12 protein-coding genes and 1 tRNA gene are annotated in these 13,988 nt (G+C 29.3%); 11 read left to right on the top strand and 2 right to left on the bottom strand.

The window, feature by feature from the left end; translation table 11 throughout:
* Positions 1-100: 100 nt before the first annotated feature.
* Positions 101-2,083, bottom strand: coding sequence for an acetate--CoA ligase (acs, locus tag KEC37_RS00360; RefSeq protein WP_223138695.1), 1,983 nt, complete (start codon positions 2,081-2,083; stop codon positions 101-103).
* Between the two features lie 414 nt (positions 2,084-2,497).
* Between acs and gltP the strand changes: the two genes are divergently transcribed.
* From gltP to acpS, 11 genes are all read left to right on the top strand, one after another.
* On the top strand, positions 2,498-3,793 hold the full coding sequence (gene gltP, locus KEC37_RS00355; protein ID WP_223138694.1) for a glutamate/aspartate:proton symporter GltP: 1,296 nt from the start codon (positions 2,498-2,500) through the stop codon (positions 3,791-3,793).
* Positions 3,794-3,915: 122 nt separating this feature from the next.
* On the top strand, positions 3,916-5,832 hold the full coding sequence (gene dnaK / locus KEC37_RS00350; protein WP_223139648.1) for a molecular chaperone DnaK: 1,917 nt from the start codon (positions 3,916-3,918) through the stop codon (positions 5,830-5,832).
* 93 nt (positions 5,833-5,925) lie between these two features.
* Positions 5,926-7,050, top strand: a complete 1,125-nt coding sequence (gene dnaJ / locus KEC37_RS00345) for a molecular chaperone DnaJ (protein WP_223139647.1) — start codon at positions 5,926-5,928, stop codon at positions 7,048-7,050.
* A 112-nt stretch (positions 7,051-7,162) separates the two neighbouring features.
* Positions 7,163-7,244 (top strand) — tRNA-Tyr (locus KEC37_RS00340).
* A gap of 149 nt (positions 7,245-7,393) precedes the next feature.
* Complete coding sequence (gene lepA, locus KEC37_RS00335) at positions 7,394-9,211, top strand: translation elongation factor 4 (protein ID WP_223139646.1); 1,818 nt, start codon at positions 7,394-7,396, stop codon at positions 9,209-9,211.
* A 15-nt stretch (positions 9,212-9,226) separates the two neighbouring features.
* Positions 9,227-10,141, top strand: a complete 915-nt coding sequence (lepB, locus tag KEC37_RS00330; protein ID WP_420885562.1) for a signal peptidase I — start codon at positions 9,227-9,229, stop codon at positions 10,139-10,141.
* A 61-nt stretch (positions 10,142-10,202) separates the two neighbouring features.
* Entirely contained in the window at positions 10,203-10,880 is a 678-nt protein-coding gene (gene rnc, locus KEC37_RS00325; protein ID WP_223139644.1) for a ribonuclease III, read from the top strand.
* Positions 10,877-11,728, top strand: a complete 852-nt coding sequence (era, locus tag KEC37_RS00320; RefSeq protein ID WP_223139643.1) for a GTPase Era — start codon at positions 10,877-10,879, stop codon at positions 11,726-11,728. Before rnc ends, era begins: the two co-directional genes overlap by 4 nt.
* 47 nt (positions 11,729-11,775) lie before the next feature.
* Positions 11,776-12,495, top strand: a complete 720-nt coding sequence (gene recO / locus KEC37_RS00315; protein WP_223139642.1) for a DNA repair protein RecO — start codon at positions 11,776-11,778, stop codon at positions 12,493-12,495.
* Between the two features lie 16 nt (positions 12,496-12,511).
* The gene (gene pdxJ, locus KEC37_RS00310; RefSeq protein WP_420885561.1) at positions 12,512-13,246 is read left to right on the top strand and encodes a pyridoxine 5'-phosphate synthase; all 735 of its coding nucleotides are present in this window, start codon (positions 12,512-12,514) and stop codon (positions 13,244-13,246) included.
* Between the two features lies 1 nt (position 13,247).
* Positions 13,248-13,628 (top strand): holo-ACP synthase, encoded by a 381-nt coding sequence (gene acpS / locus KEC37_RS00305; RefSeq protein WP_223138686.1) that lies wholly within the window; start codon positions 13,248-13,250, stop codon positions 13,626-13,628.
* Here the strand turns inward: acpS and tusA are convergent.
* Complete coding sequence (tusA, locus tag KEC37_RS00300; RefSeq protein WP_223139641.1) at positions 13,612-13,872, bottom strand: sulfurtransferase TusA; 261 nt, start codon at positions 13,870-13,872, stop codon at positions 13,612-13,614. The two genes, acpS and tusA, sit on opposite strands and share 17 nt — an antisense overlap.
* Positions 13,873-13,988 lie beyond the last annotated feature (116 nt).

Raw genomic sequence — 13,988 nt, 5'->3', positions numbered from 1 at the left:
TTCAAGGGTAAATTAAAAATAAATTTACTCATTAGAAATAAATATACTCGAATTTTTTATTTTTTATAGTTATTATATTGATTTAATTTAGAATATTATATTATAAATTACCATATATTAATGATGACTCTTCTTTTTCTTCAATTAATTTATCAATGATACTAGGATCAGTTAAAGTGGATAAATCTCCTAAATTTAAAATATCACCTATAGCTATTTTACGTAATATACGACGCATAATTTTTCCAGAATTAGTTTTGGGTAATGCATTGGTACAATGTAATATATCGGGGACTGCTATTGCGCCAATAGCTTTACGTACACAAATTTGTGCTTCTTTATATAAAGCTAGTGTCGGATTTTCTCCTTCATTTAAGGTAATATAAGCATAAACTGCTTGACCTTTTATATGATGTGGAATCCCTACGACAGCTGATTCAGCAATTTTAGGATGCATAATTAATGCTGATTCAATTTCTGCCGTACCTAGACGATGCCCAGAAACATTCAGAATATCATCTACTCTACCCGTAATCCAATAATATCCATCTTCATCACGTTTAGCACCATCACCACTAAAATACATACCTTTAAAAGTAGAAAAATAAGTTTTTTCAAATCGTATATGATCACCGAAAATTGTACGAGCTTGTCCAGGCCAAGTATCTATAATAACTAAATTTCCTTCTCCAGCTCCTTTAATTGATTTTCCTTCACTATCCACTAAAGCTGGTTGTACACCAAAAAATGGTAAAGCTGCTGAACCTGGTTTTAATGGAGTAGCTCCTGGTAAAGGGGTAATCATAAAGCCACCAGTTTCAGTTTGCCACCAAGTATCCATAATTGGACATTTTCCATTACCAATTTTATGATAATACCATTCCCATGCTTCTGGATTAATAGGTTCTCCTACTGATCCCATAATACGTAAAGATCTACGACTGGTTCCCTTTATAGCTTTATCTTCACCTGCTGCCATTAATGCACGAATAGCCGTTGGAGATGTATATAAAATATTAACTTGATGTTTATCCACGACTTGAGCCATACGACGAGCATCAGGCCAATTTGGTACACCTTCAAACATTAAAGTGATGGCACCACATGTTAAAGGACCATATAATAGATAACTATGACCTGTAACCCAACCCAAATCAGCTGTACACCAATAAATATCACCTGGATGATAATCAAAGACATATTTAAAAGTAGTAGCTGCATATACTAAATATCCCCCAGTGGTGTGTAATACTCCTTTAGGAGTTCCAGAGGAACCAGATGTATAGAGTATAAAGAGAGGATCTTCAGCACCCATTTCTTCCATAGGACATTGAGTACTAACACTATCGATAATTTCGTGCCACCATAAATCTCTTGAATTATACCAATCTATATTATTATCTCCAGTTCGACGAAAGACAATAACTCGATTAATGTTATTACTTACATTAGGATTTTTTAATGCTTCATCGATGTTTTTTTTTAAAGGAATTTTTCTACCGGCTCGTAATCCCTCATCTGCAGTAACGATTAATTTTGCATTAGAGTTAATAATTCTTCTAGCAATAGCTTCAGAAGAAAAACCAGAAAATATTACAGAATGAACCGCTCCTATACGTGCACATGCTAACATAGCTACAATTGCCTCAGGAACCATAGGCATATATAGAATTACTACATCTCCTTTACTAATTCCTTCGGATTTTAATACATTTGCAAAACGACAAACTCCCTGATGTAATTCATAATAAGACACGTTTTTACTTTCTGCTGCATCATCACTTTCCCAAATAATTGCTGTACGATCCCCTTGTGATAATAAATGTCTATCTAGACAATTACCAGATGCATTTAATGTCCCATCTTCAAACCAACGAATATTAACATGACCAGGGGAAAAATTACTATTTTTTACTATTTTAAATGGTTTAATCCATTCAACTATTTTTCCAAATTTTTTCCAAAAAGAGTTTGGATCTTTAATAGATTGTTTATATAATTTTTGATATTGTTTTGCAGAAATCAAACTATTTTTTGCAAAAATTTCAGGAATGGGATAAAAATTATTATGTAATTGTCTCATTATTTTCTCCGTTCTAATTTTTCTAAGATAAAATTTTCCTTCTCTATCTTAGATTTATGAAAGTAAAATAAATTGTTTCAAATTAGTCAACTTTACTTATTTTCTTTTTATAAAAAAAAGTATAAAATTACATAGTTTAATTGTTATTATTAACTTTATATTAGCTAGATTAACTATTAATCAGATAATTGAAAATTAAATTGCTTTAATAATAAAAACGAATTAAATCTTCTTTAATTTAAATCAAATCAAATCCGTAACAAACTGTAGCATTACAGTTTTCTTTCGATTTACATGAGCTTACATTACCTCATAATTTGCATTTTTATAGTAATAAAATAACGAATTATTTTGAGAGGAAATGAATAGCGTTTATTCATAATAAATATCTAATTTATGGAAAGTGTTATCACTATGAAGAATTTTAAATTTACTCTTGTTTGGCAAATTTTATTTGCATTAATACTAGGAATAACTTTTGGAGCAGCATTACATAATCAAGATATACTACGTGATTGGATCATTGACAGTATTCTTTCTCCAGCGGGAGATATATTTAGTCATATGATCAAAATGATCGTTGTTCCCATTGTTATGGCTACTCTTATAGTTGGTATAGCTAGTCTTGGTGATGCGAAAAAGCTTGGTAGTATAGGATTTAAAACTATTTTATATTTTGAAATTGTGACAACATTAGCTATTATACTAGGTGTAACATTAGCGAATGTATTTCATCCAGGAAAGGGAATTGATATGTCAGCTTTAACAGTTGTTGATATTTCAAAATATCGAGAAGTTACTTCTGATATACAATCTACTAATCATAGTATTGTTACTACAATATTATCCCTTATTCCATCTAATATTATTAATTCTATGGCAAAAGGTGATATGTTACCAATTATATTCTTTTCTATTTTATTTGGATTAGGTTTAGCATCATTACCAGAAAAAAATAAAAAGCCATTATTAGAAATATTTAATTCTATTGCTGAAACAATGTTTCGAGTTACACATATTGTAATGCGATATGCACCTATTGGTGTTTTTGCACTTATTTCAGTAACTGTTGCTACTTTTGGCTTTATGTCATTATTTCCCTTAGCTAAACTGGTTTTATTGGTATATAGTGCTATTATTTTTTTTGCATTAATAGTATTAGGTACAGTAGCAAGATTATTTCAATTTAAAATTTTAAATTTAATTCGTATTCTTAAAGAAGAATTAATTTTAGCTTATTCTACAGCTAGCTCCGAAAGTGTATTACCTCGTATTATTCAAAAAATGGAATCTTATGGAGCTCCATCTACTATTACAGGATTTGTTATTCCAACTGGTTATTCATTTAATCTAGATGGATCTACTCTATATCAAAGTATAGCTGCAATTTTTATTGCTCAACTCTATAGTATAGAGCTGACTATGAGTCAACAAATTATTCTTGTTTTAACTCTTATGATTACATCAAAAGGTATTGCAGGAGTTCCTGGTGTTTCTTTTGTAGTCTTGTTAGCAACATTAGGTAGTGTAGGTATTCCATTAGAAGGTTTAGCTTTTATCGCAGGTGTTGATCGTATCTTAGATATGGCAAGAACTGCACTAAATGTTATAGGAAATGCTCTAGCTGTTTTAGTAATTGCAAAGTGGGAGAATCAATATAATAGTGATCAAGGCCAGATATATGAAAAAGAAATGTTAAATAAAAATTAAATTTTTTATCATTTTTTATTTTTTTATTTACCCTTGATGCAAGCGGGGTCATCCCCATTTTATTTAAAAACAGTTTTACATTATAAAGCTTTGCCAAACTATTTAGCAGAGGAGGTATTTAAATGGGAAAAATTATTGGTATTGACTTAGGAACAACAAATTCATGTGTTGCCCTTATTGAAGGAGGAAACCCTCGCGTGTTGGAAAACAGTGAAGGGGATCGTACAACTCCTTCTATTATAGCATATACACAAGATAATGAAATATTGGTTGGTCAACCAGCTAAGCGTCAGTCTGTTACTAATCCAAAAAATACTCTCTTTGCTATTAAACGTTTGATTGGACGTCGATTTAAAGACAAAGAAGTTCAACGTGATGTAAGTATTATGCCTTATAAAATTATTCCAGCAGAAAATGGTGATGCTTGGTTAGATATCAAAGGACAAAAAATAGCACCTCCTCAAGTATCGGCTGAAATTTTAAAAAAAATGAAAAAAACGGCAGAAGATTATTTAGGAGAATCGGTAACAGAAGCAGTAATTACCGTTCCTGCTTATTTTAATGATACGCAAAGACAAGCTACTAAAGATGCTGGTCGAATTGCTGGATTAGAGGTGAAACGTATTATTAATGAACCAACCGCAGCAGCATTAGCTTATGGATTAGATAAAGGAGCTGGGAATAGAGTTATTGCTGTATATGATCTTGGAGGAGGTACATTTGATATTTCAATTATTGAAATTGATGAAGTTGATGGAGAAAAAACCTTTGAGGTATTAGCTACTAATGGAGATACACATCTTGGAGGCGAAGATCTGGATAGTAGACTTATAAATTATTTAGTAGATGAATTTAAAAAAGAACAAGGAATTGATCTTAGAAATGATCCATTAGCAATGCAACGATTAAAAGAAGCAGCAGAAAAAGCAAAAATAGAATTATCTTCTTCTCAACAAACTGATGTAAACTTACCATATATTACAGCTGATTCTGTTGGACCCAAACATATGAATTTAAGAGTAACACGTGCTAAATTAGAATCTTTAGTAGAAGACTTAATAGATCGTACTATAGATCCAGTAACAGTAGCAATAAAAGATGCTGGTTTATCCGTCTCTGATATTAAAGATGTAATATTAGTTGGAGGTCAAACACGTATGCCTTTAGTACAAAGAAAAGTCACCTCTTTCTTTGGAAAGGAACCGCGTAAAGATGTCAATCCAGATGAAGCTGTTGCTATTGGAGCCGCGGTTCAAGGTGGGGTACTTGCTGGTGATGTAAAAGATGTATTATTATTAGATGTTACTCCTCTTTCATTAGGGATAGAGACAATGGGTGGTGTAATGACCCCATTAATAACAAAAAATACGACTATTCCTACTAAACATAGTCAGGTTTTTTCTACTGCCGAAGATAATCAATCAGCGGTGACTATTCATGTCTTACAAGGAGAACGTAAAAGAGCAAGTGATAATAAATCTCTTGGTCAATTTAATCTTGATGGTATTGCTCCTGCAATGCGTGGGATTCCTCAAATTGAAGTAACTTTTGATATTGATGCTGATGGTATTTTACATGTATCTGCAAAAGATAAAGAAAGTGGACGTGAACAAAAAATTACTATTAAAGCTTCTTCTGGTTTAAAAGAAGAAGAAATTCGTAAAATGGTCCAAGAAGCAGAAATGAATGCGGAATCGGATCGTAAATTTGAAGAATTGATAAGAGTAAAAAATCAGGCGGATCATCTTTTACATAGTACTCGTAAACATATCGAAGAAATAGGGGATAAAATTGCTGTAGAGAAAAAATCTGCAGTTGAAGAAGCAATGAAGAATTTAAGTAATGTATTGAAAAATGAAGATAAAGAGGAGATAGAAAATAAAATACGTTTACTTGCAGAAATATCGAGTCAATTAATAGAGGATGTAAAAAAACAAGAAAAAAAAGATTCTCAAGATAACATAAAGGATGATGATAAACAGACTAATAAAGATAATGTTGTTGATGCAGAATTTGAGGAAGTTAAAGATAAGAAATAGAGCAGCAACATCTATCGAGGAGGTGTGATAGCTACATTACGCTGCTGATACGGAATAATATCCGTTTAAACGTGTTCATGTTAGGCGATAAAAATGGCAAAAAAACTAGATTACTATGAAATTTTAGGGGTATCTAAAGATGCAGATGAAAGAGAACTTAAGAGAGCTTATAAGCGTTTAGCAGTGAGATTTCATCCGGATCGGAATCCCGGAGATATTCATGCGGAGGAAAAATTTAAAGAAATTAAAGAAGCATATGAAATTTTATCCGATCCGGAAAAACGTTCAGCATATAATCAATATGGTCATGCCGCTTTTGAACAAGGTAATAGTGGAACGACTTCTCATGCTAATACAGATTTTGGTGATATATTTGGTGATGTATTTGGAGATATTTTTGGAGGAGATCGTAGAAAACGTTCCAATCGAGGATCTGATTTACATTATGAAATCAAATTAAATTTAGAGGAAGCAGTCAAAGGTATAACAAAAGAAATTCGTATTCCTGTTCTTGAAATTTGTGATATATGTCATGGTAGTGGAGCAAAAAGAGGAACTTCTCCTGTTCATTGTTCCACTTGTCGTGGACAAGGTCAAATACAAATGCGTCAAGGTTTCTTTGCGGTACAACAAACTTGTCCTACTTGTCAAGGACAAGGTAAAATTATTAAAAGCATTTGTAGATATTGTCAAGGACGAGGGAGAAAAGAAATTTTTAAAACATTAGCTATTAAGATTCCAGCAGGAGTTGATAATGGAGATAGAATTCGATTATCTGGAAAAGGAGAATCTGGACTTGATGGAGCTGCTAATGGTGATTTATATGTACAAATAAAAATTTATAAACATCCTATTTTTGATAGAGATGGAAATAATTTATATTGTGAAGTTCCAATTAGTTTTTCCATGGCTGCACTTGGTGGAGAAGTAGAAGTTCCTACTCTTGATGGTCGTGTAAAGTTAAGAATACCTGCAGAAACACAAACAGGTAGATTATTTCGGCTACGTGGAAAAGGTGTAAGAGCAATTCGAGGTGGACAGGGGGATCTTCTTTGTAAAGTAGTAGTCGAAACTCCAGTTAGATTAAGTGAAAAACAAAAACAAATTTTTTATGAATTGGAAGAGAGTTTTAATGGACCAAGTGGTGCCAACAATAGTCCTAAATCCAAAACTTTTTTTGATGGAGTAAAGAAATTTTTTGATGATTTAACACATTAAATGAAAATTCATTCTATATTTAAAATAAATTATCATAAATAATAAATTCCTGCTTTACAAAATATAAAGAATACTATATATATTAAATAATTTTTTTATTTTCATGTGAAAAGGTGGGGTTCCCGAGCGGCCAAAGGGAGCAGACTGTAAATCTGATGTCATAGACTTCGAAGGTTCGAATCCTTCCCCCACCATTTTTTATATATTCTTCTTTCCTATTTTCTAAAATTTATCATACATTCATTTTCTTCATATCTATAATTTTTTTAATTTATCTAAGGAATTTTTCTGTAATATTTTACAGAAAAATTTTATTTTTATAAAAAATGATAAAAGTATAAAAGTGGACAAAATACGTAATTTTTCTATTATTGCTCATATTGATCATGGCAAATCAACTATTTCTGATCGTTTTATTGAACTTTGTGGTAATTTCAATACAAGAGAAATGTCAGAACAAATTCTAGATTCCATGGATATTGAACGTGAACGTGGTATTACAATAAAAGCACAAAATGTAACTCTCTATTATAAATCTTTAGATAAAGAATTGTATCAATTGAATTTTATAGATACTCCTGGACATATAGATTTTTCATATGAGGTATCTCGTTCATTAGCGGCTTGTGAAGGAGCTTTATTAGTAATAGATGCTTCGCAAGGAGTGGAAGCTCAAACTTTAGCGAATTGTTATACTGCTATGGAAATGAATCTGAAAATTATACCGATTTTAAATAAAGTCGACTTATTAACAGCAGATGTTAATCGTTCTATTCAAGAAATAGAAAGTATAATTGGAATTAATGCTACTGATATAATTTGTTGTTCTGCTAAAACAGGATTTGGTATAAAAAATGTATTAGAGTCTGTAGTTCGTAATATTCCTCCCCCAATAGGGGATCCTGATACATCTTTACAAGCACTTATTATTGATTCTTGGTTTGATAATTATCTTGGTGTAATTTCATTAATTCGTATTAAGAACGGTATATTAAAGAAAAATGATGAAATAAAAATAATGAGTACTAAAAAAACGTATCGTGTAGAAAAGATTGGGATCTTTACTCCAAAACGTTTAGAGAAAGATACATTATTTTGTGGTGAAGTAGGATGGTTAGTTTGTTCAATTAAGGACCTACTTGGAGCACCAGTAGGTGATACTATTACTACAAAATATAACTCTTCCATTGTTCCACTAAAAGGGTTTAAAAAAATTAAACCGAGAATGTATGCGGGATTATTTCCAATTAATCCAAGTGAATATGAAATGTTTCGTAATGCTTTAATTAAACTTAGTCTTAATGATGCATCATTATCCTATGAACCAGAATGTTCTACATCACTTGGATTTGGATTTAGATGTGGTTTTCTTGGATTATTACATATGGAAGTGATTCAGGAAAGACTGGAACGTGAATATAATATTAATATTATTATTACTGCTCCAAATGTTATTTATGAAGTATTAACTACTCAAAATACTATTTTATATGTCGAGAATCCTTCTAAACTTCCTCCTCCACAAAATATTAAAGAACTTCGAGAACCCATTGCTGATTGTAATATTCTTGTTCCTCGTAAATATATTGGGATGGTTATAGCTTTATGTATTGAAAAACGTGGAATACAAATTAGTATGATATTTCATCCTAACCAAATAGAATTAAGATATGAACTTCCAATGTCAGAAATTATACTAAATTTTTTTGATAGATTAAAATCAATAACGCATGGATATGCATCTATGGAGTATAGTTTTAAATGTTTTAAAGCGTCGAATATAGTATGTATGGATATTCTAATTAATAAAGAACGTGTTGATGCATTATCTTGTATTGTACATAAAGAATATGTGTCATATCGGGGTAAGGAATTTGTCAAAATGCTTCAATCTTTATTACCACGTCATCAATTTGATATTACTATTCAAGCAGCTATTGGTAAACGTATAATAGCTAGTTCAACTATTAAACAATTTAGAAAAAATGTTATAGAAAAATGTTATGGTGGAGATGTAAGTAGGAAAAAAAAATTATTAGAAAAACAAAAAAAAGGAAAGAAACGTCTGAAACAATTAGGTAATATTAGATTACCAAGGGAAGCTTTTCTATCTATTTTAAATATGGGTAAAAAAAATGAAAAGAGGATTGATGATTTATAAAGGAGAAGAAATAATATGGTTTGTATGGCCAATACATTCACATTATATTTAACAATTTTAACGGTTTTTACTGGATTTATTTGGATATTAGATTATTTACCTTTTTCAAAAAATCATATTAAATATACTGTTTATCAAACAGATAGTTGGAAAAAAATACTAATTAAAAAAATTGTTCAGAAAATCATTACTACATCATCAATCTTTCCAGTATTATTATCTGTTTTTATCTTAAGATCATTTATATTTGAACCATTTCAGATTCCTTCTGCATCAATGATGCCTACTCTTTTAGTAGGAGATTTTATTCTTGTCAATAAATTTGCTTATGGAATTAAAGATCCTATTACTCATACAACATTGATTAAAACTGGTCTTCCTAAACGTGGTGATGTAGTAGTATTTAAATATCCTTTAGAACCACATATTGACTATATTAAAAGAGTAATTGGATTACCTGGAGATCATATTTTTTATAATTATATAACGAATAATATTACAGTACAACCAAGGAATGCTTCTGATAAGATGATTATTCCCTCTTCTTACTATCATCAAACAATGAAAAATAGATTACAAGAATCTAATTCTGATTATTCTCTTTATAAAAGAGAATTTTCTTCAGACTCTAATAAAAATATCCTCTCTCTTTTATTTATTGATAGAACATTCTATAATAGAAACAGTTTTAGTAATTTTGCTTGTTATAAATATTATAACGAACCCTATTTAATAGAATGGATCGTTCCCAAAGGAAAATATTTTATGATAGGTGATAATTTTAATAATAGTGCTGATAGTAGACATTGGGGTTTTGTCCCAGAAAAAAATTTAGTAGGTAAGGCATTTTTAATTTGGATGAGTTTGGAAAAAAAAGAAGGAAAATGGCCAACAGGATTACGTTTAAATAGAATAAATATCATATATTAGTAATAATGTTAAAAATTTTTATCTATTTATATGAATATTATAGATATTACTACTTAATATAATGAAATATTTCTTAATAAATAATCTTCAAAAAAATTTAGGTTATAAATTTAAAAATTTTAAAATTTTATTACAAGCTTTAACACATCGTAGTTTTGGTAGAAATCATAATGAGCGTTTAGAATTTTTAGGTGATTCCATCCTAAATTATGTTATTACTAATATATTATATAAACGTTTTCCTTCTGTCAATGAAGGAAATATGAGTAGAATGCGTGCTTCATTAGTACGAAGCAATACTTTGTCAGAAATAGCTAAGAAGTTTGATTTAGGTCAATGTTTGTTTCTTGGACCAGGTGAAGAAAAAAATGGCGGATTTTATCGTGATTCTATTTTAGCTAATGCTATGGAAGCTTTAATTGGAGGAATATTTTTAGATAGTAATATAAAAAATATAGAAAAATTAATTACTTGTTGGTACTCTAATCATTTAGATCATATTGAACCTGGAGAGAAACAAAAAGATGCTAAAACACGTCTTCAAGAACTTCTACAAAAAAATCATTTACCATTACCAACTTATTGTATTGCTCAAATAAAAGGTGATTCTCCTTCTCTAGAATTTGTTATTCATTGTCAAGTAGAGAATTTAAAACCTGTAGTTGGATATGGAACTAGTAAAAGAAAAGCAGAACAAGCTGCTGCCGAATCGGTACTGAAGATATTGGAAATAAAATGAATCAAATGATTTCTACATATTGTGGTATAATACCAATTATAGCAAGACCTAATGTAGGCAAATCTACCTTAATAAATCATTTAATCAAAAGAAAAATATCTATAACATCTAGTAAAGCTAATACTACACTTCAATGTACTGTTGGAATTCATACGGAAGGGGCCTATCAATCTATTTATATAGATACTCCAGGAATATATAAAAAAGATAAAAAAATCATAGATAATTTAATTAATTATCCTTTTATACCCTCTTTAAAAAAATTGAGTCTTATAATATTTATGATAGAAGGAACCTATTTGTATTATGAGGATACTATGATTATTAAAAAATTGTCTAGTATTGATTGTCCTATTATAGTTGTTATTAATAAAATAGATAAAATTAGAAATAAATCTAACTTACTTCCTCATATAAAATTTATTAAAGATCAAATACATTTTGATGAAATTTTACCAATTTGTGCTAAAAGTGGGAAGTATATTGATACACTTTTAAATATAGTGAAAAAAAAATTACCAAAAGGAGTCCATATTTTTCCTCAACATTTTTTAACTACACATTCTAATCAATTTATAGTTTCTGAGATTATTCGAGAAAAACTTATACGTTATTTGGGAAAAGAATTACCTTATTCAATAGATACTAAGATTGAAGAATTTTATATAGATTCCTTTGGAAGGTATCATATTCGAGGGTTAATTTCAGTAGAACGTATTAGTCAAAAGAAAATTATTATTGGTGAAAATGGGAGTAAAATTCATATAATTAGAAAAAAAGCAGAAGAGGAAATAAAAAATTTTTTGGGTCAATCGGTATGTTTGAAATTATGGATTAATATAAAGTAAATTATATATAAATATAACTTTATCTACTAAATAAGATATTTTAATTAATGAAAGAGATTTTTCAGCATTCTTTTTTATTACATACTTTTCCTTATAGAGAAAGTAGTATTTTTTTAGATTGTTTTACAAATTTAAAAGGACGAGTACGTCTTCTTGCTAAAGGAGTACGTACCAATAAATGTTCAATATTAAGAGGAATATTACAACCTTTTACTCCATTAATCATTTATTGGAAAGATAGTAGCAATAGATATAATAATATTAAAATATTATCTCAAGCTGAATCTGTGTCGATTAGGCTTCCTTTAAATGGAGTAATGTTATATAGTGGTTTATATATTAATGAACTATTAAATAGAGTATTATTTTATGATATTCCTTATGTAAATTTATTTAATAAATATACACAATGTTTAAGTTTACTTGCAAGTTCTATGGATTCCCCTGAACCAATATTACGTCATTTTGAATTTATTTTATTAAAAGAAATAGGATATGGGATAGATTTTTTACATTGCGCTAATAGTGGAGAACGAATAAAGAAAACTATGATATATCGATATTGTAATGAAAAAGGTTTTGTTACTAGTTTAGTATACGATAAATATAGTTTTACTGGTTCTGAAATTCAATCAATGGCTTTAAGAGAATTTAATAAACCAGATATTTTACGTGCAGCTAAACGTTTTACAAGAATTGCTCTTAAGCCTTATATTGGTAAAAATCCTATAAAGAGTAAAGAATTATTCTCTTATTTTTTTAAGTAAGAAGGTAAAATATATTATGTTTCCATTACTAGGTGTTAATATTGATCATATTGCTACTATACGTAATGCTCGTGGTATAAATTGGCCTGATCCAGTACAAGCAGCATATATTGCTGAACAAGCAGGTGCAGATAGTATTATTGTTCATCTAAGAGAAGATCGACGGCATATTACGGAAAGAGATGTACAAATATTGCGTCAAACTATTAATACTTCTATGACATTGGAAATGGCAGCTACGGAGGATATGATTAATATTGCTTGTCGTTTAAGTCCTAATTATTGTTGTTTAGTTCCAGAAGCACGAGAAGAGCTTACAACGGAAGGTGGATTAGATATATTAAATTGTCATACAAAAATACGTTCAATGATTAATAAACTTATTCAATCTAATATTGAAGTTTCTATTTTTATTGATGCTGAAGAAAAACAAATTGCTGTTGCCGCAGATCTTGGTGTAAATATGATTGAAATTCATACTGGTCTCTATGCTAATAATTTTTATAATAAAAATGAGAGAGAAAAATTTCTTAATAGGATAAAAGTATGTGCAGAGTATGGTTCTATACTAGGATTACAAATAAATGTTGGACATGGTTTAGATTATCATAATATTCAACCTATTGCCGCAATAGATTTAATTAGAGAAATAAATATTGGGCATGCTATTATTAGTCGTGCAGTGATTGTAGGTCTAGATAAAGCAGTAAGAGATATGAAATCTTTAATACAACGGAGTAGAATATTATAAAGTGGCAATTTTTGGAGTAGGATCAGATATAGTTGAAATAAGTCGTATTGACGTTCTTTATTCCAAAAAAGGAGAGAAATTTGCACGTCGAATATTAATTAACGGTGAATGGGATCACTATAAAAAAAGTAAAAACCCAGTTCGTTTTTTAGCTACTCATTTTTCAGTGAAAGAAGCTGCTTCGAAAGCATTTGGTACTGGAATTCGTAATGGTTTAGCTTTTTTACAATTTGAATTATTGAAGGATTCTTTTGGAAAACCTATTATGAAATTACATGAACGTGCTGCTGAACTTTCTATACAATTAGGTATAAAAAATATTCATGTTACATTAACTAATGAACGACATTATACCTATGCAATGGTTATTTTTGAGTGTTAAATTCTTTTATTCCTTTACGTAAGAAAAAATGATAAGGAGATACCTTTGTTCTCTTTAATAAGGTATGATTCATAAAATGACAAAAAAAAGGTATATCTTTAATAGTAGATATATCATCTGAAATAATATGTAATATCTGTCCTAATTGCATATATTCTATAGATTGACGTATTATCATTATTGGTTCAGGACAACGTAATCCTCTAAGATCTAATATTTTATTATGAATATTTCTTGTATTCATAGATTATAATTAATCTATTGTATTGAGATTAATAAAAAAATATTATAATAATTTATGTAAAAATTTACAATAATTTTTTACATATGATTTTCTCATATACCAACTTTAAAAAAAAA

The organism is Candidatus Schneideria nysicola (assembly GCF_019923565.1).
Classification (GTDB): domain Bacteria; phylum Pseudomonadota; class Gammaproteobacteria; order Enterobacterales; family Enterobacteriaceae; genus Schneideria; species Schneideria nysicola.
The sequence above is the reverse complement of the archived record's forward strand: the minus strand, read 5'-3'. Positions and strand labels throughout refer to the sequence as shown.